The organism is Paenibacillus sp. ICGEB2008 (assembly GCF_000307675.1).
GTDB classification, from domain to species: Bacteria; Bacillota; Bacilli; order Paenibacillales; family Paenibacillaceae; genus Paenibacillus; species Paenibacillus polymyxa.
Map to the genome: position 1 here is coordinate 93,520 of NZ_AMQU01000011.1, position 25,400 is coordinate 118,919.

15 protein-coding genes are annotated in these 25,400 nt (G+C 42.7%); 1 reads left to right on the plus strand and 14 read right to left on the minus strand.

What is annotated here, in order from left to right; genetic code table 11:
- Positions 1 to 31: 31 nt before the first annotated feature.
- Positions 32 to 934, plus strand: a complete 903-nt coding sequence (locus tag C400_RS0111910; RefSeq protein WP_017427121.1) for a TetR/AcrR family transcriptional regulator — start codon at positions 32 to 34, stop codon at positions 932 to 934.
- A gap of 127 nt (positions 935 to 1,061) precedes the next feature.
- Here the strand turns inward: C400_RS0111910 and metK are convergent, their stop codons facing one another.
- The 14 genes from metK to fabZ all read right to left on the minus strand — a co-directional run bounded on the left by metK (position 1,062) and on the right by fabZ (position 24,917).
- Positions 1,062 to 2,264: a methionine adenosyltransferase gene (gene metK / locus C400_RS0111915; protein WP_013373407.1), complete on the minus strand. Its 1,203-nt coding sequence runs from the start codon at positions 2,262 to 2,264 to the stop codon at positions 1,062 to 1,064.
- Between the two features lie 329 nt (positions 2,265 to 2,593).
- Positions 2,594 to 2,884 carry an alpha/beta-type small acid-soluble spore protein gene (locus C400_RS0111920; protein ID WP_016822907.1) on the minus strand — a complete coding sequence of 97 codons (291 nt, stop codon included), beginning with the start codon at positions 2,882 to 2,884 and terminating at the stop codon, positions 2,594 to 2,596.
- Positions 2,885 to 3,020: 136 nt separating this feature from the next.
- Complete coding sequence (locus C400_RS0111925) at positions 3,021 to 3,602, minus strand: hypothetical protein (protein ID WP_016822906.1); 582 nt, start codon at positions 3,600 to 3,602, stop codon at positions 3,021 to 3,023.
- Between the two features lie 44 nt (positions 3,603 to 3,646).
- Entirely contained in the window at positions 3,647 to 5,179 is a 1,533-nt protein-coding gene (locus tag C400_RS0111930) for a stalk domain-containing protein (protein WP_017427122.1), read from the minus strand.
- A 99-nt stretch (positions 5,180 to 5,278) separates the two neighbouring features.
- The gene (locus tag C400_RS0111935) at positions 5,279 to 7,624 is read right to left on the minus strand and encodes a copper amine oxidase N-terminal domain-containing protein (RefSeq protein ID WP_017427123.1); all 2,346 of its coding nucleotides are present in this window, start codon (positions 7,622 to 7,624) and stop codon (positions 5,279 to 5,281) included.
- 539 nt (positions 7,625 to 8,163) lie between these two features.
- A complete protein-coding gene (locus C400_RS0111940) occupies positions 8,164 to 9,507 on the minus strand; it encodes an efflux RND transporter periplasmic adaptor subunit (protein WP_026065434.1) in 1,344 nt (447 codons plus the stop codon).
- Between the two features lie 23 nt (positions 9,508 to 9,530).
- Entirely contained in the window at positions 9,531 to 12,668 is a 3,138-nt protein-coding gene (locus C400_RS0111945; RefSeq protein ID WP_017427125.1) for an efflux RND transporter permease subunit, read from the minus strand.
- Between the two features lie 354 nt (positions 12,669 to 13,022).
- On the minus strand, positions 13,023 to 17,036 hold the full coding sequence (locus C400_RS0111950) for an S-layer homology domain-containing protein (RefSeq protein WP_017427126.1): 4,014 nt from the start codon (positions 17,034 to 17,036) through the stop codon (positions 13,023 to 13,025).
- Positions 17,037 to 17,227: 191 nt separating this feature from the next.
- Complete coding sequence (locus tag C400_RS0111955) at positions 17,228 to 18,358, minus strand: glycosyltransferase family 4 protein (RefSeq protein ID WP_016822900.1); 1,131 nt, start codon at positions 18,356 to 18,358, stop codon at positions 17,228 to 17,230.
- Between the two features lie 137 nt (positions 18,359 to 18,495).
- A complete protein-coding gene (locus C400_RS0111960; protein WP_025366004.1) occupies positions 18,496 to 19,257 on the minus strand; it encodes a WecB/TagA/CpsF family glycosyltransferase in 762 nt (253 codons plus the stop codon).
- An 8-nt stretch (positions 19,258 to 19,265) separates the two neighbouring features.
- Positions 19,266 to 20,402, minus strand: a complete 1,137-nt coding sequence (gene csaB, locus C400_RS0111965; RefSeq protein WP_017427128.1) for a polysaccharide pyruvyl transferase CsaB — start codon at positions 20,400 to 20,402, stop codon at positions 19,266 to 19,268.
- Positions 20,378 to 22,393, minus strand: a complete 2,016-nt coding sequence (locus C400_RS0111970) for a DUF5693 family protein (RefSeq protein ID WP_017427129.1) — start codon at positions 22,391 to 22,393, stop codon at positions 20,378 to 20,380. Before C400_RS0111970 ends, csaB begins: the two co-directional genes overlap by 25 nt.
- A gap of 261 nt (positions 22,394 to 22,654) precedes the next feature.
- A complete protein-coding gene (locus C400_RS0111975; RefSeq protein WP_017427130.1) occupies positions 22,655 to 24,373 on the minus strand; it encodes a phospho-sugar mutase in 1,719 nt (572 codons plus the stop codon).
- A gap of 97 nt (positions 24,374 to 24,470) precedes the next feature.
- Positions 24,471 to 24,917 (minus strand): 3-hydroxyacyl-ACP dehydratase FabZ, encoded by a 447-nt coding sequence (fabZ, locus tag C400_RS0111980; RefSeq protein ID WP_013373420.1) that lies wholly within the window; start codon positions 24,915 to 24,917, stop codon positions 24,471 to 24,473.
- Between the last annotated feature and the right edge of the window lie 483 nt (positions 24,918 to 25,400).

Consider the following 25,400-nt stretch of genomic DNA (forward strand, 5'->3'; position numbering starts at 1 on the left):
CTGTCGAGTTGGTTCCTGGAGGGAAGTATGTATGGAAAGTAAAAAAAATGATATTTTACAGGCGGCCATTCGGCTGTTCTCCAGAAAAGGCTATTATTCAACATCTGTTGAGGAAATCGCCAAAGAAAGTGGGATGGCAAAGGCATCCTTCTATAAATACTTTCAAGGGAAAGAAGAACTGCCTTTGGAAATGTGTATCATTCTGGAGAATAACATTGAACAAGACATCCGGGCTCTCTACAGTAAACCTGATCTTTCTAAGCACGATAAACTGCACGGTTTTATTGTACTTTATTTGAAAAATCTCGTTGAAAACAAAGTGTATCTCATGATGGATCTTCCTGAGCCTTCCATGCTTATTTTTCAGAATGAACAACTCAATGGTGCGTTTGAACAGCATGAATACAAATTGTACAAATGGGTTCACGACTGCCTAATTGATATTTTTGGACCAGGCATTGAAGATCATGCATGGGATATAACCTTTGTACTGAAAAGCATTGTGTTCGAATATATTCGCTTCTTTGCCGATCGGATGAATGATGAAACGATTGAGCATCTAACACAGTTTATCATCTTCTTATCCAGTTCCTTGGCAACCAGCCTGAGCAGTGCTGATTCCGCTCCACATTTGTTCTGGAACAAAAAGGGCTGGTTACCCGAGAGCGCACTAAGTAATCCCTTTGACCAAGGTCGTCAAATTAACGGCCTGCTCCACTCCCTGGAAGACAGTATACTGCTTTCTTCGTGGAGCACAGAGGAGAAACAGGAGTGTCAGCAAATTTACGCTCAATTAAAGGAAGAGGCTCTGAAATCGAACCCTCAAAAAGGTCTCTTAAAAGCTCTTTTTGCGTATTTGGAGCAATATAAGGAAGTACAAAAGGTGTGTCATTTACTCAGAAATTTATTGGGTCTCGCACCGATATCCGAATAGTGGTGTGAAATTAAGTACACTATGGCAAGTTCATAATTAATAGCAGAGCATATCAAAAAAAGACTGTCTCATGCATAGCATGAACAGTCTTTTTAGGTTAATGCGTTATTCTGATAACTTACGAGGATTATAACCCCGCTTGCTCTCTCAGAATTTCCGCTTTATCTACACTCTCCCATGGTACATCCAGATCTGTACGTCCAAAGTGGCCATAAGCAGCTGTTTGCTTGTAAATTGGACGTCGCAGATCCAACATGCGAATGATACCTGCTGGGCGAAGATCGAAGTTATTTCGGATCAGTTCAACGAGTTTTTCATCACTAACTTTTCCTGTGCCGTATGTATCGACGTTAATCGAAACAGGCGTAGCTACACCGATGGCATAAGCAAGCTGAATTTCCACCTTGTCAGCCAATCCAGCTGCCACGAGGTTTTTCGCTACATAACGAGCAGCATAAGCAGCAGAACGGTCTACTTTTGTTGGATCTTTACCCGAAAATGCTCCCCCGCCATGACGTGCATAACCACCGTACGTATCCACAATAATTTTACGGCCTGTCAGACCTGCATCTCCTTGAGGACCACCGATAACGAAACGCCCTGTTGGATTAATGTAGTACTTGGTTTGCTCATCCAGCAATTCTGCAGGAACAACTGGCAAAATAACCTTTTCCTTGATGTCTGCTTGAATCTGTTCCAAAGTTGTATCTTCTGCATGCTGCGTAGAAACCACAATAGCATCAATACGAACAGGTTTTCCATTTTCATATTCTACCGTTACTTGAGTTTTACCATCTGGACGAAGGTAATTCAGCGTTCCATCCTTACGCACTTCAGACAAGCGTCGTGCAATACGGTGAGACATAGCGATAGGAAGAGGCATTAGCTCAGGTGTTTCGTTCGTAGCAAAACCGAACATTAATCCTTGGTCACCAGCCCCAATGTTTTCTGTTTCCTTATCTACTTCAGCAGGATCACGGCTTTCCAGGGCAGCGTTAACCCCTTGAGCAATGTCTGGCGACTGTTCATTCAAAGAAGTCAATACAGCGCAAGTATTATAGTCAAAACCGTATTTTGCACGTGTATAACCAATTTCCTTAATCGTATTACGAACAATGGATGGAATATCCACGTATTCCGATTTGGAGCTGATTTCACCAATGACGAGAACGAGACCGGTAGCTACCGATACTTCACATGCTACCCGTGCATTAGGGTCATTAGCCAAAAAGGCGTCCAATACAGCATCGGATATCTGATCACAAATTTTATCCGGATGGCCTTCTGTTACAGACTCGGACGTGAACAAATGACGACCTTTTACAGACATGAATTTCAACCTCCCACAATTAAAATACATGAGGATTTTTAATAAATCCTAACATGGCATGGCATTATTCAGTTACCTTCAACTCAACAAATGACGGAAGATATCTTTTACACCTGATTAACAAAAAATGAACCTTTTCCGGTAGGAAAAGGTTGCGTACAAGCCTCAAATGCCATGATATCCTATTTAAAACAAGGTGTCAATTCATGTCATCCAAATAACAAAATTCGAAAATGAAGTGAGTTTACATGCGAACCATTATGATCCACATGTAAATAGCTCCAGTTTATACCTACTATTTGTTTAAAATCCATATCAATAATTACAATTTATAATGTACCAAATTCAGACAGGCTACGTTCAGCGGATTGTATCAATCGTTTAGTAATTTCTCCACCAACGGAACCATTTTGTCTTGAAGTTAAATCGCGCCACTCTACATTTTGATTCCTTGTAAAATCCCCTAATTCTGCAGCAAATTCACTGTCAGCATTCGGATGTATATGTGCATATTGAGGATTATAAACAGGTAACCCAAACTCGGCAGCAATTTCATACTTCAAATCATCTAACCTCGCACGGCTTTCGGGAATTAATCGTCTTTGACTTCTTGACGCCATCGTATGCACCCTCCACTCAATGAATTATTTTTCATGAAGTTAGTGTGCAGTGTTTAAAGTCAACTTAGCCAAGAACAATTTGCTATCCCAAGCAGTATTTAAGAAAAAGAGTACCTTAAACAGAGATAGACACCAGTTATTGAACAGTATAACCGCCTCGTACCATAACGACTAGGCCAAACTTCTGCCCTTCTTTTACTTGAATACCTCTTCCTTCTCTAGGAAACGATAATAAATGATTTTTTTCGACAGCCTGGTTATGAACAATTTCAGTTCCAGAAGTAATATCAATAGCACCACTGGCATCCATGCTGTACACAACAGCATTTCCATTACGTAAAATAAATTCTGCCCCAGCTTTGGCAATCAGTTTCTGACCAGGCTTTACATCAACAACCTTCAAAGCCTCTGTCTGCTCCACCGTTGAACTTTTAGCAGCATTAGAGGTTCCTGAAGACGTTGTATTAGAAGCAGTGGTGTTTGTTGCTGGAGCAGTCGAGTTAGTTGTTTTACTACTAGTGCTGCTTGCAGTTCCCCCACCTTTGATGGCCTGAGCAATTTTTTGGTCAACATAGCTTTTGGTTACGACTGGATCATCAGCTGTTCCAGGTTGTCCAGAACTGGAGGCTCCATTAACTGAACTGTTCATCAAAGAGCCAGCCACAATTCCTCCTCCAAGTAAAACAGCAGCCAACGATACTTTATAGCGTGATTTCATGAAAACCTCCTACTGCAGTTATAACAAGTATAGGTAAGCTTAAATTATTGCGCACTTGCTCCAGCGGAACCTTGCATAGCCCATGGCTTATTGAAAGCCAGCTTCAAAGTATCAATACTTGACACAATATCTTCCGCTTGTTGTTCAGCAGTAGTCACTTTCAAATTAGCCTCGTAAACCTGAAGCTCAGTAGCCAGTCCAACATCAAATTGCTTTTTAGCCATATCAGCCGCACTTCTTGCACTCACCAAACCAGCTTGGATCTGTGAGTATTGGCTTTCCAATGCCTTGATATTGTTATAAATTGTTCTCACAGCTTCTTCCAACTGTCTCTTTGTACCTTCTGTAGCATACTGAGCTTTTTCAACATTAAGTTGTTCAGCTTCATATGGGGTATTTCCAGGAGTACTAAAGTTATAAAGCTTCAAGCTCAATTCAGCCAAATCAACTTTTTGCTCACTCAACCAAATGGCAGTACTGCTAGTGAGTACTTGGCTTACTTTTGTCTCTACATTATCTTTAAATTCAGAATAGACAGGCTTATCCTTCAATTCATAACGTTGCTCTGGTTTGTAGCCAATCAATTGATTCAGAGATACATATGCACTATCCAAATCTTTTTTAGCTTTATCCAAAGCTGCTTGATTTTGGGTCAACTGATTAGTCGCTTGGGTAACCTCATAATCACTCGACATTTGATTATCTCTCTTGATTTGTACAACTTTAAGCTTGCGCTCAGAATCTTCAATATTTAATGCTGCCAGTTTGACGGCATTTTGCTTTTGAAGGAGCTTGTTATAAAGATCCTTCACATTATATTCAATACTTTCTTTGGTCATTTCCAGATTCTTTTTGGCAGCCTCATAATTAAGGTTCGTTTGGGCATAGCCTTTAAAAGCTTTATCTTGAGCCTCATCTCCCGCTTCAGCAGGAACAAAATCAATATTTTTGCCAGTTTCTTTCATGATTTTCCCTGCTTGATCGATACTCACTTCTCCTGTTTTAACTGAAGTACTATCAGCTATAGCCAGTTTTACTGCATCATCATAGGCTAAGGAGTCATTATAGTAAGTATCATAAGTAACTTTGGTCACAGGAGCTGTAAGTGGCTTACTGGACAAGCTATTAGTGTCAGTGGCGCTACCATTAGCTTGATTCGAAATGGTCACTGTTCGTGTAGCTTGATCCCAATTTACTTTGGCGCCTAATGATTGGCTCACAAAACGTAAAGGAACGAGCACCTGACCCTTTTGAATTTGAGTTGCTGCATCGAGCTGTACAGGATTACTGTTTTTATAAGCAAGTTTAGAACCAATATTCAAAGTTAATGTATCATCATTTTTAGATGCTATTACTTTTTTGGCTTTGCTGTCCCACTCTACTTGCGCTCCCAAGCTTTCAAAAACGCCACGAAGAGGCACCAAGGTTGTATTTTGACTGACTATCGGAGACTGTGTATATTGCTGAGTTACACCGTTAATAATAACCTTTATATCACCTGACTGAGCTCCTGCAAGATTAGCAAACGCAGAAGTAAGAACCAATGTGGATAGTAATGCCACTCCAAAACGTTTCATAATTTCTCTCCTTTGTCAATAAGACTAATAAAAGAAAAGGGCTCCAAAAGGAACCCTCTTCTCATCTAATTCAGTTAACTCAAAAGAGTTGCTCTTAAATTAGTTGTTGTTTTCAACAGTTACTGTTTTAGCAGTTGCATCATAGTTGATGGATGCATCCAAAGCTCTGCTCACCCAGAAGATAGGCAGTACAGTACGGTTTTTGTTAGTTACAGCTTTAACGTCCATACGGATCACAGAACCGTTAACAGTCAACAGGTTAGTGTTCAGTTTGATTTGAGCAACGCGGTCACCTTTAATCAGGGTAACTGTGGAAGTTGCTTTGTCAAACAGGATGTTTTGTGGGGATACACCCAAAGCTTCAGCTGCATAACGTACTGGCAAGTAAGTGCGTCCGTTTTCAGCATAAGCAGCTACATCAGCTGTTTTAGTTTCGCCGTTCACAGTGTAGGAAGTGCTTCCCAGTGTGAAGACAGCTTTAGTTTTAGTAGCACCTGGAGCTGGAGTTCCAACAGTTGCGATTGCTACTTCAGCAGCTGCAGTGTTGTTGTCTTTCCAGTTTTGAGTGTTGTCAGTTGCGCCTTTGTATGCAGTGTAAGAAACTGCGCTACCTTTCAGCTTAGCAACGATGTCACCTTGTGCTACAGTACGGTCAACAGTCAGCTTAGGAGCGGAGATTGTGATTGTACTTGGAGTAGCAGATTCGCTGTCGATGTAGAAGCTCAGACGGCCTTTGTTGCTTTCGCCGTAAGTATCAGTAGATACGCTCTTCACTTTAACGTCACCAGCTGTAACTTTTACTTCTGGAGTAGAAGCAAAACGTACGCCTGTTGGCAATTCCAAGATTACTTCACGGCTACCGTCTTTCTTAACGAAAGCTTCTTTAGCAGCTTCAGTGATTGTGATATCGCCAACTTGTTGATCGCCCAGACCGATTGTCAGGGTTGGTTTGGAAGCAGCAGCCAGAGTAACTGCTTGTTTCACAGTTGCAACCTTAACAGTACCGCTCAGACCTTGGCTACCAGCAACATCAACGTTCAGATCGCCAGAGAAACCTGGTTGCGTAGCAACTTCAACGTTTTTCAGTTTCAAAGTACCAGGATCGTTAGAGCTGTTAGGGTTTGTGAAAGTCAATCTCAAAGTACGTTTGTCGGAGTCTGTGTAAGATACTTCAGCTCCACCCAAACCGTTAGTGTTTTCGAAAGATCCAGTAAAGTTGCTTCCTGGGTTGTTGCTTTCGAAAGTAGACTGCCAACGAGCGCCTTCAGGCAAACGCAATGTTACAGTACGGTTCTTAACAAAAGATCCTGCAACACTTTCTTTAATTACGATGTCACCAATTTTTTGCTCGTCGTGACCAGCAAGAATAGTTGTTGGAGTAGCTACGGAAACTCCACCACCGATTTGACCATAGTTACCTACTACAAGGGAACTAACATCAGTAGTTGTGTTACCGGAGATGCTAGCTGTAACATCGCCTTCTTTAGCATTTGTTTCATCGTCAACGTAGAAGTTCAATGGCAGGTTGAAAGTTGTTTCTTTGCCACTTACTTTGCTCAGAGACACAGTCAAAGTGTCACCATCAACTTTAGAAACTACATCACCAGATGCGATGTCACCAAAGAGGATTGTAGCTGCTCCTGTAGCATTCCATTTGAAACCGCTAGGCAACTTCAATTTGATGTTATTGTTAGCCAAAGCACCTGCTGTTTGTTCTTTCACTTTCAATGTAGCAGTAAATTTGTCTGTATTGGAAACCGTATCAGCTACAGACAAGGATACTTGACCAGAAGATACTACGTTAGCAATTGTAATTTCGCCGCTAGTCAAACCACTTGCAGAAGCAGCATCAATTGTTGCTTTTACAGGACCGTTGCTTGGTCCAGTTACATTGATTTTACCAAAGTTCAGGTAAATATCAGTTCCATCTTTAGAATCGTTATAAGCGCTATCGAAAGTTACTTTCGCAGAATTATCAGTTAACTTTTCAACTTTAATTGGCTCTGCTGGGAATGGGGTTTCTGCTTTACTTTTGTTATCACCAGCATCAAGATTAACACCCAAACCATAAGTTGCATCAGAAGCGGATGTAGTAACTTTTGGAGCAGTAGCAAAGTTGAAACCTTTAGGCAATGTTACTGTAAAAGAAGCGCCTTGTGCCAGGGAAGCTTGGCTAATAGAAATTCTTGCTCTACCCAGAGAGATAGGCTCAGTAGTAGCACCAGAGCCGATTGACGGAGTGTTCAAAGATGTGTAGCTAGAAGCTGCATGAATTGCAGTTGGTGCAGTCAATGCTGCGATTGGAGCTGCAACACCAGCAACCAATGTTGCTGTTGCCAGCACGTTGATCATTTTTTTGTTAAACTTTGTCATAACCTTTTTTTCTCCTCCTTGAATATAACCAAAAATATTATTTTTGTCTTTTTGTCGGATCTTGTCACTCATCAGTCGTTACACCTCCTTTCCGAGCTTTATGAGAACCCTTATAAAATGATATCTGTGACAATATCACAGAAGCTTGGAATCTAGTTGAAAGAAAGCGTCCATTTATGACGTACTCCAGTATTATACAATGTGATAACAATGCAGTAAAGATTTTTTTTAGCGAATTTTGTCTTTACGCTTTTGTACCCCTTTGTTTCATACTCACCCAATTAGACGTAGCATGGGTTCAAAAAGTTGCGTCTGTTTCAAAAAAAAAATTTTATTTTTTTTGATTATGTATTCCGCTTTCCACAGTCATAATTATACTATTGAACCTGTTCCTCCGTCATCCTACAACTTTTACCTTCTCAACCTTAAATGTACAAGGGTAATTCCTGCACATTAATCAGGTCTCTAAAGAAGTATATTCGTTGCGAATTATCCATAGAATACATAAAGTACATAAAGAATATGATTCCTTAGAAATCTAATACTCTCATACACTTTAAATAGTAGAAATGACGGAGGATAGGAATATAACGTAAATATAACGAAACAAATTATTTTACTACATTAATCTTCGCGCCATCAGAAAGCAAACTTACACCCTTAACGACAACATTTTGTCCCTCAGTAAGCCCCTTGGTTATTTCAACCTGTTTGGCACTTTCCTGGCCTGTCTGCACTTCTACCCGCTTAGCAACAGTACCCTCGACTACATATGCATACTTCTTCCCTGCCTGCTCTGTAACGGCGTCCTGCGATACTAAAATGTTTTTAGGAGCCTCTGTCTTCATATATACAGTTACAACCATCCCTGATTTTAATTCGCCAGAGCCATTAGGAACAGAAATCTCGACAGGATACGCCTTGAGATCATTATCCATTACCGGATTGACAGCCGACACTCTGGCATCAATGCGCTTATTTAGCGAGTCCACGCCTACAGTTACAGATGAACCTACCTGTAATTTTAGAAGCTCTGATTCAGAAACGTTGACCTTAGCAATGATAGGATTGGTATTCGCAATTGTAACAACTGCAGATTGCGCACTAACCATTTGCCCTTGGACTCCTGTTACTACCGATATAGTACCGGAAATCGGAGCTTTGACTACAGCATCCACCAGTTGACTACGCGCTGTTTCTAAATTCGCTTTGGCTTGATTTACAGAAGCGCGCGCTACGTCTATGCCCGTTTTCTGTTGAGCAAGACGTAATGATTTTTGAGCATTATTATATGTTGTTTGTGCACTTTCCTTGGATGTTTGTGCATTGTGCAGCGCGATCTGTGCATTCTCCACTGCAGTTTGAGCCTTTCGATACGTTATTTGGGACTGCTCTAACTCGGATTGAGATAGAGCACCCGCACTAAACAACTGTTGGTTGCGATTAAGCGTATTTTGTGCATCACGTACGGAATTTTGAGCATCAACCAGACTGGTCTGAGCTTGAGTAATGGAATTGTCTTGCTGTACAAGCGCACTTTTGGCTTGATCCACACTGGACTCTGACTGTTGCACAGATTGCTCTGCGCCTGACTCAGCCTGTTTTAAATTGGCCAAGGCAACCTGATATGATTCCTGGGATTGCTTAATCGAGTCCTGTATATCCTTTTGATCTATAGTAAACAATGTGTCGCCTTTGCTTACCTTTTGCCCCACTGTAAGGTTAATACTTTGAATCTTACCACTAATTTTTGGAGATACTTGAGCCGTCTCTTTGGGAGCAAAGCTTCCAATAATACCTGTTGAATCCTTAATACTACCTTTCGTCACTTTTGCCACTTGGACTGGGATTGCCTTCTGCACTGAAGCTGGCGCAGCAGGGGCCTCCCCCCCACCGCAGCCTGCTAATGCAACTGATAAAAGCAAAGTTGTGACAACCAGAGCACTTTTTTTTATTCATTATGTTTCTCCACCTCACCTTATATATGAACACTTTTTTGTAGTTTCGCTTCTTTTTTCAGTTGTCTCTTTGCTTGTCTTTTCAGTTTACGATCTTTGCGTTTCTGGATAATATTATCCAGTATTACGTAAACAACCGGAATAAGAATCAGTGTAATCAATGCTGCGAAAGACAACCCGAACACAACAACAACTGCCATTGGGGCTTGTGTCTCATTACCATCACCTGTAGCAAATGCCATAGGAATCAAAGCAAGTACGGTAGCGAGTGTTGTCATCAAAATCGGACGCAACCGCTCAGATGCTCCATGAATAATAGCTTCATCTCGATCTTCGCCTTCTTTTCGAAGCTGAATAATGAAATCAATCATAACAATAGCATTGTTGACGACCAAGCCGACGAGCATGATATAACCTGTAAAAGCCGAAACACTGAGGCTTGCTCCCGTTACAACTAGACCGATAAGTACACCAATTAACGTAGGCGGAATCGAAAACATAATAACAAACGGTGTGAGCAACGATTCAAACTGTCCTGCCATAACCATATAAATCAGAACTACAGATAGCAGAATAGCTATGGCCAAGTTTATAAAGGACTCCATCATTTGTTCATTTTGCCCGCCCCCCGTATCTGCACTATAGCCTTCTGGGAAGTGGGTGCTCTTCAAAAGAGCATCAATTTTTTGATTGACAGTTAAAATATCCCCTGATCCATCAATGTCAGCTGTAATCTGTACTTGACGCGTCTGATCTTCACGGGTGACACTATCCGGTACAGCACGTTTATCAATACTTGCTACCGAAGATAAAGGTACATCAATCCCTTGTGAAGTGGTGATACGTAATGCATTCAAATAGGACCAGTCATGGCGATCCTGCTCTGGCAAAGATATTTTCACATCGATTTGGTCATCACCTGTGCGATAGCTTGTTGCAACAGATCCATTAAAGGAAGTGTTCACAGCAGATAGAATTTGGGTTGCAGATAAACCATACTGACTAGCAAGTTCTCGATTAACGGTAATCTCATATTCTTCGCGAACCGCATTCAAAGAACTTTTTACATTGACCGTTCCCGGTATATTCTTTACGTCAGCAACGAGATTGTCTGAGAGTTCCCTCAGGACGTCCATATCGTCACCTTTCAGATTAATGTTCACAGCCGATCCACTCGAAAGACCCGTTGCAGACGCCAGTGTAATCTCTGCATCCGGAATACTATCGAATTTCTTACGAAGGCCCTCAACTACAGTATCTGTTGGCTGATGCCCATCCTTCAGCGTTACACTTAGTTGTGCCGAATTGGATGGAGCAGCCCCTGAATAACCAGAAAGACCACCAGAACCAACAGTCACTGTCATTTTGTCCAGATCAGGTACTTTCAGAATTTCTTTTTCTATACCTTGAACAACACTTTCAGTTTCCTCCAGAATTGTTCCGTTAGGAAGTTTCACTGTAACTGAGAATTCCCCAGTATCGGATTCTGGAATAAATTCAGCCTTAACCATAGGAATCAGAGCCCCAGCTGCCACAAACATTAATAATGTAATGATTAAAACAGATTTTCTATGATTAATTCCCCACTTCAGTATACGTCGATAGCCACCCTTAAATTTCTCAAATCCGATATTAAACCACACAATAGGGTTAATACCTTTATAAGTACCTGAAGAATATATGGACTCATCCGGTACGGTAGGCATCCAACGTGAGCCGAGCATTGGCACAATCATAAGGGATACAAGCAAGGCTGCTATATGAGAAAAGATAACAGTTAATGCCAATGGCTTAAACATAACTCCTGCAATTCCGTCAACAAAAACAACTGGTAAAAATACTACAATCTGTGCAAGTGCAGATGCCATAACGGCATTGCCCACTTGCTTGGAACCATCAATAGCTCCTTGTAGCATACTTTTCCCTTCATGTCGTTGCCTAAATATATTTTCAATAATAACAACGGCAAAGTCGACAAAGGATCCTAGTCCCAGAAGCAAACCGCTCAGTGATATAATATTAATAGTTTGTCCGGTGAAATACATCATCATAAACGTTGCTACGAAAGAAATTGGGATAACGATCGTAGCGATAATAGTGGAACGTACACTATTCAAAAATAACAGCAACACAATGGCTGCGATAATAAGCCCTAATATAGCATGCTCTATTAGTGAGTGTACGGAATCGCTAATGGGTTTGGACGCATCAGTTACCATCTCCAGTTGAGTTCCCGGAGGCAGATCCTTCCGTATTGCCTCTAAACTTTCCTTCACCGAATCGGCGATTGAAAGAGTATTTCCTCCTGTTGCTTTCGTTACAGATATATTGATACTCGGCTTTCCATTAAAGGTAGAGATAGTAGTGACTTCTTCTACGGAGTCTTCAACCGTCGCGATATCCTTTAATTTTACACTTCCCTTGCCTACAGGGATTGGTGTTTCGCCCATTTCTGAAACAGCTTTATATTCACCTTGAACGCGAAGTTGGATTTGTGTATTACCACGATATACAGAACCAGCAGAGCCAGCAACATTATTAGCCGACAGGGCTTGGCGAATTTGATCCAGTGTAATACCATAGCTTTGAAGCTTGGCCTGATCTACGGTAATCTTCACAAGCCGTTCTTGTCCACCTGACATGTTGGCTGCAGCTACTCCCGCAATTCTTTCAAGCCGTGGCTCGATAATATCTTCAGCAATCGGCTTTAGCTTGTTAATATCCTGGTCTCCTGTAAAAGCGAGAGTAATAACTGGCGTTGCATTGAGATCCACTTTAAGGACACGCGGCGAATTGGCCGCATCTGGAAGAGAACCTCTAATCGTATCAACTTTATCCCTCATATCGAGGGTTGCCTGGTTCATATCTACTCCCCAGTTAAATTGAATCATGACCATAGATGATCCTTCTGAAGACTCGGACGTGATTGTATCCACGTTCTCGATAGAAGCCAAACTCTTTTCAATAGGTTTAGTAACCAATTCCTCAACCTCAGTAGGCGTTGCATTTGGAATACTAGTCACCACTGCAGCGTAAGGCAGCTTCATATCCGGCATATACTCGACAGGAAGCCTTAACGCAAAAATACCGCCCCCGATTAACAAAGCAACAATTAACATAAATACTGTTACAGGACGGCGTATTGAAAACTGAGACATCTCATCACTCCCCACTCACTTCTCTATGTAATATTTAAGCACACACATCCTCTACTACGATGAAATAGGCGTAAAGTTTCAGATAAATGCGCAAAAAAAACATATATAAAAATAATAAACACATTTTGAGATAAATCCTTAAAAAAAAGCAATTAATTACAGTCGTTTAAGGCAAATCAAAAATAAAAAAAACGCCGTAATGCTTATCCAAAGTATTCATCTCACTGATATTATGGCACAGGCTCGTAATTCCAGTCAAATAGCTGATTTATAAAAAACATCCCTCTCATGTATATGAAAGGGAATTTCCATTTCGCATGGAGGGATGTTTAATAATTACAGGTTTTTGATTGATTAGATTTTAGGAAGCAGTTTTTTATCAGCCATAACTTTGGCTACAATAATCGCTGCATCTCCGCGCAAGGTCAAGGATGTAGGGTTAAACATATAACCTTTTTTCGGATCACTTGCATCTACAGGAGACCCTGTGATAAAGCCTTTCTTGGCGATAGCCAATACAGATGCTTGCGCATAGTAATCGATCTTGTCCGCATCTTTAAAGGTCTTGGACAGATTTTTCATGATCTTGTCATGATCTGTTTCCAGCTTCAAATTCAATGCCTTGGCGATAATGACTGCTGCATCTTGACGTGTGATTACATCTTCCGGCATAAAGATTCTTGGTTGCGAACCTTTGACAATACCGGCACGCGCAGCTGTTTCAATATAACGATAATCGTAGAGCGCATCTGCGGATATCGTGTTTGGAATAGACACATCGTCGAAATGCTTCGCTCCGCTGAAATTAAGCGGAATTTGCAGACCTTTCACAATCATCGACGTGAATTCGCCTCTTTTAATATAGCTGTCAGGTCCAAAGCTATTAATTGGATCCATTGGGTTCATAACACCTTTAGCCAAGATCGCTTCGATGTAATCTCTGGCGTACTTGTGCTTAATGACATCACTATATGTTTCTCCAACCTTAGCAACTACATAATAGCCAAAACGATCAAACGGTACTTTAATGGTATGTTTCTTCGGATCCACCACACCACCAATGTTCTGCCAATCCTTCAAATCAGGATCAAAAAAGAACACTGTCATTTGCTTCCCTGCATCCTGAGCAATACTGCTATCATACGTCAGCGTCAATGTAGCACGCTTGGAAGGTACCAGCTCGTTGGATGGGTCACGCCAGTAGAAGTTTTTAATCTTGCTACTGTCATTTTGCGATTTGTTTGCCAATTGATATGGATCGGCACCATACGTTACTGGGTCGTAAGCATCTGTTTTGATATCATCTGCTGTACCTGGGTCAATCCAGAATACTGGACTGGACTTGGTAAAGCGACTTGGGAAATCTCTGTTGAAGTATCTACTTCCATCTGCAATCAGACTCTGCATGTCGGACAATGCTTTTTCAGTTTCAAATTCATGACGATCTACCACGCCATCTTCGCTATTCGCAATCGCAAAGTACAAAGTATGGCCAGAGAAAACCTGATTTTTGAATTGCTGTGGTTGATCGTAATCACGACGGATCAGGCTCGTTCCCTTCGCGAAAGCAAGTGTAAGATTACCATCAAACACTTTGTGCGATGTTTTCATCGCTTCCATGTACTGCTCGCCAGGAATATTAGTAGGCACATATTTAACAGTGATGGTCTGTTTTAATTTTTCCTTACCCACTGTAACCACTACATCAATTTTATTATCTTTGTTGGCTTTTAGACCTGTAACGATGGCTTTATAAGTTGATGGGTAATCAACAGTACCATCATAATCAGAGTCGAATCCTTCTTGAACTGCTGTTTCCTTACCTACTGTAACACTATCTGCATTACCTGCATTTACAACAACTTGTACAAAGTTTTGATTCACGATCCGTTTTTCAGGAAGCGGACGCAAGATATCAAAAGATGTGGATTGACCGGATACTTGCAGCCGGAAAGTAGCAAACGGTCCGCTCTTGCCGCTATTGTACAAGGTAATGTTATAAGCTACTGGCGTTCCATCTTGCGAAATAGTTTGGTTTTTCAATACAAAACTGAAATACTTTTTGTCCGGATGGTAGTATACGAGCAGGTCTTTCAAATCTTTGCTTGTAAACTTATCCGTAGTAGCACCAGAGTTGTATGCCGTTTTGGCATCTTCTGCTGAGAAGAACTCGTTATTCAGCGTCCAGTTTACCTCACTGTCGTCTGATCCCTTAATTTCTAAAATGTATTGATCTTTATTGGCAATATCACTTAAAGAACCACTCACCTGGTCCGCTTTACCCAAATCAGCAATACTGAAAGTACCAAAGATATTGATATTTTTCAGCGATGTATTGTAGTTAGTGTCATCTACTTTAGTGAAATTTGCATCTTTTGCTTTCGGCGCAATTTCGCTATATTTCGGCGTATTGCTCAAGCCGCTAACAGGTGTAAAAGGAATAATGCCTTGTGTGTTTGGAACAGGAATTACTGGAATATTCGTTTGTGTAAAGTTTACTTTTACCGTATTGCTATACTCAATACCTGGCTTGAACACAAACTTGATTTCATTATTTCCGTTTGCCAGTGCGTTGGCAGCCGCATCATACGAAGAAGCAGCCAGCTTAAAGTTCGCTCCTGAGCCTTCAAGGTCAACTAATACGTTGTTCACATACAAAAATACGTTTCGGTTACTGCCAGTGTAGTGAATATCAGCTGCATTACTTACATCCAGCAATTTACCTTTAAAATAACCCAACTGATTCAGTTTATACGTATTTAAGTTTGCACTCGATGTATTCAACGGAATTTGTTGACCATCATAAATCGTATCGTATTTCATGAATGGACCCTGCAATAAGTTTACAGTTGCCTTAATCAATTTGCTTGAGTCACCATTCAGGTAGAAATTCAGGACGTTTTGTCCTTCTTTAGGCAAAGTATCTACATAAGCAACAACTTTCTTCACTTGTGTTGACTTACCATTGATTGTCCGAATCACATCTTGGGAGCCCACGGTATGGACGGTTACACCAGAAAGCTCGCTAATTGAACTAGGTGTACCATTAACAATGATAAACTCCATACCTACAGGTACAGATGGAGCATCTGTAGTCTTGTTCTTCATAGAACTTCCTGTTAATTTCATAGCTTCATCTATGGCAGCAGCTTGATCAGACCCGCTACCATTAATTCTACTTAACAGCTGATTATTAAAATCAGGGAGAAAGTTCACGTCGTCAATATAAGGCTGAGTACTACTGCGCAATGTAAATTGAACCGCAGATGCATTGGAGCTTGTTCCATCTGCAAACCCTACACTCAGGGATGCACGAATCAAGTGGTCAGTTACGATACCATCAGGCACAGTTACCTGGAACGGATATACTTTGTAACCACTAGATGTAACCACATTCGCTGTATCAATCGTAGCATCAATTCCATTGGTATCCCCAATGGCGCTACCGTTATTGCTTACATCCGTAAATCTGGCATTAATTTTGCTCACTACTGGATCAGTTGCTCCGGAAGGAACCAGAACATTACCTTTCAAAACCACACCGCTTGTAGACGATACGGTAAAGTCAGGCGAAGTCGTCAGATCAGCAGACACATTGCCGTCCTTATTCAAGGTCAAATCAGAAAATTCAGGTTTACCGGTATATATCGTAATTTCACGCGTAACTGTAAGAGCCTGAGTTCCGTTATTCACTTTAATCGACACTATATTTTTACCCGGAGTGAGCACAACACTACCTGTTAATTTATAGCTAGTATAAGAGGAAACATTATACGTGTTACTACTTTTTGTAGAAGTGAGCGTTACACTGTCAGCATTAGGCGCTGTACCTTGAATGACTACCTTCACGTCATCTGTGCCGCTATTTTTCGCATCTGTCAGCACCGCCGTCTGATTCTCTAGCAACTGCTGGGTTTGGCCATTCAGCGTAGCAGACAGATCATACAGCTTAGGTCCATCCTGATACTCAATGTAAATGGAATCCTTCATTTCAGCCGAATTTTGACTGCTTTGGAATGTAATTCGGTTCAAACCAGGGAACAGTTTAATATCTGAAATTTGAATTGCAGAGCCATTGACCGTAATTCCGCCCTTTTGACTCTCATTTTTATTAACTACTGTAAGGTTTGTTCCATTTTTGGAGAGTTGGAATACACTATAAGATATAGTACTTCCATTCACTCCGTTAATCGTACCGTTAACTGTAACACGGTCGGTGTTTACCATTCTAGCCGAATCCGCATCATATTTTTCATTTGGAAAAATGAAATAAGTTCCTGTCGCAGCATGAGCCGTACCTACCAGGGCCGCCGGCACCAAGCCAATGATGAGACCAACCGTCAGCAACATGGATAGCAATCGTTTCAAATCATTGTCCTCCTTTGATTCTGTCGCACCTTGGGGTACGTAATCATTCATTACTTTTTTTTATCGGTAGCAAACATACAAAAAATTAGTAAATTCTCAAAAAAGGAGGGAGTTTTTTTACAGCAAACATCAAAAAAGCCTTCAAACCCGCGGTATACCGCTAAGCTTGAAGGCTTACATTTAAATTAAAATTATAATTTCGATCGCGTCTGGGAATCTGGCTTAGCCAACAACCGAATTAGTGTGTTAAGAACAGGACGTTTGGTTTTGCCAACGAGCCCAATAACTTCTGCCCCGATCTGTAGGAAGAACATCATGATACATATCACGACAAAGGTGACCCAGTTGGCTTCATTAAGCGCAGCCGACGATTGAATCACGGCTAATATACCGAAAAATACAGCAATACCGTAGATAATCAACACCGTCTGTCTGTGGCTGAAGCCTAGTTCGCGTAAGCAGTGATGCAAATGACCTTTATCCGGTGAGAATATCGGTTTTTTCTGCAACTTGCGACGAATAATAGCAAAGAATGTATCTGACAAAGGCACACCGATAATAATCAATGGCGTAATAAATGATACGATAGCAATTTGCTTGAACCCAAGCATTGAAAGCATAGCCAGAGAGAAACCTAAAAATAAGGACCCTGTATCACCCATAAATATTTTTGCAGGATGAAAGTTGAAAAACAAAAATCCAATAATACTGCCCAACAGCACAAGGCAAAGCATGGCTACCATGTAATTGCCCATTAGTAGTGACATCACAGCGATCGTTCCAATCGCAATTCCTGAGACACCTGCAGCCAGTCCATCCAGACCGTCAATCAAATTGATTGCATTGGTCACACCTACGATCCAAAAAATCGTAAGCGGAATGGAAATCCAGCTTTCTAAAGAAGAGTATGCATCTTGAAAAGGTACATTTACAAAATCCACACGAATATCAAAAGCAAACACGACCATACACGCCACGGCAATTTGAGCCAAAAATTTCAATTTCGCATTAAGATCAAGACGATCATCGAGAGCACCGATCAATGTAATCAACGTACCGCCAATCAGAAAGGCTGCAATAAAGTTAATATCCCGCGAGGACAGCATTCCGTCAGGCACAAAAGGTAACATCGCCAATAAGGACAACAGAAATGCCAAGAAAATCCCCAGACCGCCAAGACGCGGCATAATTCGGGTATGTACTTTTCGGGCATTCGGCACATCGACGGCTCCAACCTTCACAGCAAATCTCTTGACGAGCGGTGTCAGTAACAGCGCAAGTCCCAGTGCCATGATGAAACCAATAATATAGATCAATAACATTTGATCATTCGAACCCCAATTTTAAAGCAATGCCTTTTCAGATGTAACCGCATTGAATTATACTCTGATCAAAAATAAATACCAAGCCTCATATTCTGGCAAATTAGCGGGTTTTAAAGGCAGATTCAAGCTATTTATCACACTTTTGTGACGTTTTCTTTTTCACGCATCACTTTCACTGCGAATTTCGGCAACGCAAGCATTCTTTTGTAACGAGTGGGCTCTTTTAGAAGTCTATATAACCACTCGGCTCGTAGCTTTTGAAACAATTTAGGTGCGCGTTTTGTTTTGCCTGATATAACATCAAAACTACCGCCGACCCCCATCATCACCGGCACACCAAGTTTCTCCTTGTATTTACCAATCCAAGGTTCCTGCGTGTCCGCTCCACGTGCTACAAACAACAAATCAGGGTTCGCTTCACGAATAGCCGCAATCACTGCTTCGTCCTCGTTAGGACCAAAAAAACCATCGCGCTTGCCACAAACCGTAATTCCAGGATAAAGCTCATGTACCCGCTGAGCGGTCGCCTGAATCACTTCAGGCGTCGATCCAAGTAAGTAAACTTTCCAATGATAGTTTTCTCCAGCTGCGAGCAATTCATGTAACAAGTCAAAACCCGCCACCCTCTCGGGTACAGGATGCCCAACATAGTTTGCAGCCCAGACCACACCAGTTCCATCCGGAACAATCAACTCTGCCTGTTTCATCACATTCATATACACTGGATCTTCCAATGCAGCCATTACCATAATCGGATTGGCAGTGATCACTTGATGGGGGCGGCGAGACTTCACCGCCTGAATTAATACATTTAATGTATCTTTCATATTAAGCCTTGATACCTGAACACCGAAAATCGGGACGGTAGGCACACTCGTAACCTTATCAACTGTCACTGTATCCATCATCCTTTGCGACACAAGTAATTAACGATATGTTGTGCTGGTAAGCGAGCCTCACTTTTTAACAAAGCAATTGCTGCCCCCTGGCTCTCAATCCATTGACTGCGCTGATCCAGCAGTCGTATGGACTCATTAGCCAACTTTTGCCCATCCAGTGCATCTGTAGTACCTACAGGCTGGCTACCAACACGGCTGAGGAAATGATCAATTTTGGGATCGTAAGAAATCCCCAACGGGGGCACCTGATGGGACGCTGCATAAATTAAGCTGTGCAGCCTCATCCCGATCATCAAACTACATCTGCTGACTTCCAAAAGCATCTGTTGCGGATCGGTAACTTGTTCACACATGCTGACAAGGCTTCCCGTCCCCCTAATATCCCCCAACAAATCCATTACCATCCTTGAAGCCTGTACGTCGTCAGGTAAATGGAATGGCAAGAAACGCAAGTGAACACGGCGTTCCGCGGCTAATCTTTTTAAGCCATCTGCAATAGCCGTTAAATCGCGTTGTTCCTTATCCCAGTAGCGTACAGACACACCAACAACCGGGAGTTTATCCTCATCAGTCTCAGTTGCTGCATTATGTAGCTCGGAACCAGAGGGCAAAGGAAGCCCCATTACAGGGTCAGGAACAACATGAACAACCGGGCGTTTCAGTTTCATGGTACCCAGCAAAGCAGCAGATTGCTCATCTCTGACGGAAACATATTCACAGTGTTGAAACACAGATCGGATCATAGGATAAAATATCTTCCGCTGTACCGGGCCCATGCCCTGAGCGTATACAAACGTAGGCTTTCCAGCCCATTGAGCCAGTTTCAGAATCGCTAGATAATAAGGAATGCTTTTAGGGCTTGTAGCATCCTGGAGCAGACTCCCGCCGCCACTAATTAGCCCATCGCTGTTTTTAATCGCTCTCCGCACTTCTCCTAGGCTCATACGCGGAACAGCTTCTACTCCGTACATTTTCTGTGTCCAAGCAGGGTCAGAAGATAGAACAACAGGCTTGACCGTAAGCCCCGCCTGACGACTCTCCTCTTCTAAAGCAGTCAGAATCGACTTGAGCACCGCTTCATCCCCACTATTGCGAAACCCGTAATAACCCGAGATTATTATCGTTTTAGCTGTGGTGACCATTTCTTCCAACATCCTTCCAGCACTTGCCACACGACAATTGCGATGATTCCCAGCACCAGACCCAATCCCAATCCCAACAGCCCGCGACTAAGCGAGAGTGCAGCTGGAGAGTGAATGTGAGCGAAGGTATCCACCATCGAGGCTTGACCAATAGCAGCTATGATCAGCAAATAGATTGCTTTGCGATATTTCAAAGCCAAGAATATCCCTGCAATAAACAGTGGGTGAGCCATTAAAAATTCCTTATTACGCGGGCGTACACCAAACGCATTCTCAAGGAAATTACGGAAAACCAGTTCTGTGTTCGACACCGTACCTGCGTTTCCAGTACGAGTCAAATAGTAGTAGCCTGCCGCTGCGATAACAGCCAATGCGATAACCCACAATACAGTAATCGGCGTACGTAACAGTTTGGAGATTTCCTCCCGTATAGAAACGCCACGATAAAAGAAAATATAAATCGCAGCCAAGAAGATCGGCAGAATGTGAAGCAAGCTTACACCTCTAAATTGGTTTAGCACCAGACTGTAGGCAATGCTGTTCAACAGTGCAATAACAAAAGGCACTGCAGCCAGCGACAAGATCGCTGTCTGTACGTATAGTATAAGCGTTTGACTCAAACGTTGACCTACAGAAAGTTCAGGCCCCTGTTCACGTTTAATTCTGATCGTACGCACTGCAATGATCATCGCAACCGTAGGTCCGCTAATCGCTGCGAGCAGCGCCAAACCTTGTTCCATTAAACTGGAGTTCAAAACATAAAGCCCAGCAGAGCCTACCAACCCCAGTGCAAATGCAAGCAGAGTCAATGCCGGAACGAAATAGGACACCATTATGGAGAAGAAAGCTAGTGCACCCAGTACGACGATCATTTTGAGATAGCGCTGAATGGAGGAATCGACCACTTGGAACGGTTCAGCTTGTCCAAGTTCAAACCCTTTTTTCTCCATTCGTTGTACAGCGTTGCCCGGTTTGTCTAAGCTGTGAATCAGGTTGTCAACCGAGTCTTTCACCTTGGCCTCGGCAACACTACGACTAGGCGCGGTATTCAGATACAACATGCGAATATTCCGATCCTTGGTGGCCAGTGCAAAACGATCGGCCAACGTTTCCACATCGAGTGTTGCATCTTTATCACTCAATGAGTAGAGACGCACAACATTATAATGGATATCGTAAGCGAGCTTATTGAAGCCTGCCTGCGGTTTTTTTAAGTTTTCAATAGCAGCTAGGCCAATATCGTATTTGTTCAGCAATTTAGCAAATGCCGCTAAGCTATGCTCTTTCTCATTATCAGTAAAGCCTTTGACTGAATCACCTTCAAACAAAATGCGTTTTACACCATTTTGCTGAAAGGAAGCCAGCATCTCTTCCGTCAACTCCTGGTTATAGGGAAGGCTGTCACTCATGCGTGGAACAATAAAAAATCCTTTGCTCCGAAGCTGCTTCATAGCAATCGGGTCAGGCTGCATAGGCTTGAGATACGCATCCTCGGGGGATGTTTCCACAACAAGCCCCTCCTGTCCCTGATAACTCCACGGCTTTACGTTGATGCCCAGACTTGTAAACGTACGTAAAATTAACGGCTTTAGTGCCTCAGCATTTTCTTTGTCAGCGAAAACAACGTAAGTATAATTCTCATTTGCAGGTGAAAGACGTTTTTCTAGATCCGCAACATTCTGAGTCGTATATGTTACAATACGGCCCGCTTTACGGAAATCATCCAGCGTACTTTCATACATCGCCATGCTGTTCACACCAGCCTGTTGTAAGCGGTCAAGCTGCTCATTCAGATAGTCCTGCGGATGAGCCTGATACGAAGCCGCCTCCGTCAAATCCCGATAATCGAATACAATCTCTACTTTTTTACTCGAGGATTCTGTCTTTACACGATCGGCGATGACTGGAATGGAAGCCAGCAAGCCAACAGCGACCAGAATCCACAACCATTTTCGAGAAGCCGTATTCCAATACTGCCATTTCTGATACACCAAAGAACCTCCTTAATATTCGGGATTTTGCAAAATTCAATGCTGCCCACTTGCCATTCTGCCCTTTAGGTAGGTCACTCATTGAATTTTGCAAAATCCTCCGTTGCCGGAATAAGCCTATTTTTCCAAAGCCTCTTCCAGGTTATTCTGCAATACAGAGAAATGACCTCCACGGCGTACTGCCCTTTGCCGTGAGAGGTCACCGATTACTCATTTCATATTCTAATTACCTTAACCTATTCTATTATAAAGGGAATTTTCTCAAGCGTCTACGCGAGCCATAACAGCATTGACCAGCTGACCGATTCTTTGCTCCGCGTCTGACAGCGAGGAACCACGTACTGCAAAATATACTTTGATTTTAGGCTCTGTGCCCGAAGGACGCAGGCAGAACCATGAACCGTCCTCCAATAAAAACTTGAGTACGTTTTCCTGCGGAAGTCCGTCCAGGCCTTGTGAGTAGTCCAGTACTTTGTCTACCTTCACACCTGCAATCTCTTGAGGTGCGTTGCTGCGCCAATCCGTCATTTTGCCTTGAATTTGCTCCACTCCATCCTTCCCCTTGAGTGTACGAGACTCCAGCTTCTCAAGGAAGTAGCCAAACTGCTCGTACAGCTCTTGTAAAACATCATAGAGCGTCTTGCCTTGCGTGCTGTAATAAGCAGCAGCTTCAGCGATCAGCATGGCCGCCAAAACAGCATCCTTGTCACGAGCATAATTCCCTGCCAGATAGCCGTAGCTCTCTTCATAGCCAAACAGGTAGGTATACTCGCCAGTTTGGTCAAACTGGTTCATTTTCTCGCCAATATACTTGAAGCCAGTTAGCGTGTTAAACACTGTTGCTCCAAAATGCTCAGCAATGACTGCACCCATTTCGCTAGTAACGATGGTTTTGATGACCGCACCATTATTCGGAAGCTTGCCGGTTTCTTTCAGTTGATTCAGCAAGTAGTAAACCATAATGGCGCCGGACTGATTACCGGACAAGACCACATATTCGCCATCACGGTTTTTCACAACTGCCCCCATACGGTCAGCATCAGGGTCTGTTCCGATCAACAGATCTGCACCAATTTTCTCACCCAGCGCAATGGCCAGCTTGAACGCATCGCGTTCTTCCGGATTAGGCGACTTAACGGTCGAAAATTCTGCATCTGGCTGCTCTTGTTCAGGCACAATATGCACCTGTTCAAAACCGATTTTTTCCAGCACACGACGAACAGGTATATTTCCAGTGCCATGAAGAGGTGTAAACACAACTTTGAAGTTCTTGCCCGGTCCAGCTGCAATCAGTTCTCGGTTCACACTCACACTGGCTACCGTATCTACAAACGCTTCATCTTCCTCTTCTCCAAGCCAAACCAACAATCCCTGCGCCTCTGCTTCTTCACGTGCCAGACTTTTGATGTCAGCAAAAGAAGGAACCTCACGAATATAGCCAATCACCTTTTCAGCCTGATCAGGAACAAGCTGACCACCTTCATTATTGTATACCTTGTAACCATTATACTCGGGAGGATTGTGGCTCGCCGTTACAACGATTCCTCCACTGGCTCCCAAATGACGTACACTAAACGAAAGCTGTGGCGTTGGACGCAAGGAAGGGAACAACTTAGCTACGATACCATTGCCCGCCAACACCAAAGCTGCATCCAAAGCAAACTCTGGCGAAAAATGACGCGAATCATGTGCAATGACAACTGAAGGTTTTCCTTCTTTGCCAGCATGCTGCTCTAAAATATAGCGAGCGAGTCCTTGAGTCGCACGTCCAATCACATAACGATTCATCCGGTTACTGCCTGCCCCGATCACTCCACGCAGACCGCCTGTACCGAATTCCAGTTCTTTGTAAAAACGATCCTCTAGTTCCTGGTCGTTGCCTTGCAATGCGCGCAACTCCTGTTTGGTTTCTTCATCAATATAAGGGTCTTGCAGCCAGCTCTCAATGCCTTCTAATGCTTTTTTACTCAACTGCGTCATACGGAATTTCCCCTCTCCATTTTTGGGTTGTCAAAACAGGATCTCTATGTACACATGCACTCGGTTCAGACGTCGTGCTTATGTCGGCAGGGCTTGTCTATTGTGGTGGGTCTGATAAAGCAAACATAATCTCGCCCTCAGCTACTACCGTGTCGCCCACTTTCGCCGTAGCTTTCCCTTTGCCAAAAGCGCCTTTGGAACGAGTAATTTCCACTTCAAGTGTCAGCGTATCCCCAGGGACTACCTGCCCACGGAAACGGAAACCGTCCAACCCTGCCAAAAAGCCGATTTTGCCGCGATTGCTCTCTAGGTGCAGTAATGCGACTGCTCCGACTTGAGCCAACGCTTCAGTGATCAACACACCAGGCATAACGGGATAACCCGGAAAATGTCCAATGAAATGAGGCTCAGTCATCGTTACATTTTTAATGCCTACTGCTCTCTTCCCTTCCTCCAATTCAATAATACGGTCCACCAACAAAAATGGCGGTCGATGCGGAATAATCTCCTGAATTTGATTAACATCCAATTGCAATTTGTCCATTTAGCTTAATAACTCCTCCCGCTTGCAGATTTCACTCTGTTCAGCCAGAGTTACTGCAAGCATAATATTACCCCGCTAACGCTGTATAAAAACAGCTCATCACGGCAACAATGTTAGATATCCTTCACCTACTGCAGAAGTGAAGGTTGAGATAAGGGGCTTTTTCCGCCGGTTACGCAACCAGAGGCGAGAAGAAGCCCTTTTGCTCGTGCTTGGTTTTACCCCGCAGTGTTATAAACTCCCCATCATTATACATTCATCAGGTGCAAAAAGAAAATTATGCGGAAGTACCATATTTGTTGCTCCTATTATGGAGTGAAGCGAAGTTTCAATTGAGTCAAGGTGAGCAGGCTACGGGGAATGGATCATTCTTCCGATCGCTGTTATCCTCAGATTTTCTATTATATAAAACCCGAAAGGGTTAAAATCCGAGGATAAAGGCGAACGCTATTGCTTTCTTCAGAACGATTCGATCCCCTCCGC

Bases quoted from the DNA above. Each gene is read 5' to 3' on its own strand.
- C400_RS0111920 (WP_016822907.1), bottom strand. From the start codon at position 2,884: ATGGCGTCAAGAAGTCAAAGACGATTAATTCCCGAAAGCCGTGCGAGG.
- csaB (WP_017427128.1), bottom strand. From the start codon at position 20,402: ATGGTCACCACAGCTAAAACGATAATAATCTCGGGTTATTACGGGTTT.
- C400_RS0111925 (WP_016822906.1), bottom strand. From the start codon at position 3,602: ATGAAATCACGCTATAAAGTATCGTTGGCTGCTGTTTTACTTGGAGGA.
- metK (WP_013373407.1), bottom strand. From the start codon at position 2,264: ATGTCTGTAAAAGGTCGTCATTTGTTCACGTCCGAGTCTGTAACAGAA.
- C400_RS0111910 (WP_017427121.1), top strand. From the start codon at position 32: ATGGAAAGTAAAAAAAATGATATTTTACAGGCGGCCATTCGGCTGTTC.
- C400_RS0111955 (WP_016822900.1), bottom strand. From the start codon at position 18,358: ATGTTATTGATCTATATTATTGGTTTCATCATGGCACTGGGACTTGCG.
- C400_RS0111975 (WP_017427130.1), bottom strand. From the start codon at position 24,373: ATGACGCAGTTGAGTAAAAAAGCATTAGAAGGCATTGAGAGCTGGCTG.
- C400_RS0111930 (WP_017427122.1), bottom strand. From the start codon at position 5,179: ATGAAACGTTTTGGAGTGGCATTACTATCCACATTGGTTCTTACTTCT.
- C400_RS0111935 (WP_017427123.1), bottom strand. From the start codon at position 7,624: ATGAGTGACAAGATCCGACAAAAAGACAAAAATAATATTTTTGGTTAT.
- C400_RS0111945 (WP_017427125.1), bottom strand. From the start codon at position 12,668: ATGTCTCAGTTTTCAATACGCCGTCCTGTAACAGTATTTATGTTAATT.
- fabZ (WP_013373420.1), bottom strand. From the start codon at position 24,917: ATGGACAAATTGCAATTGGATGTTAATCAAATTCAGGAGATTATTCCG.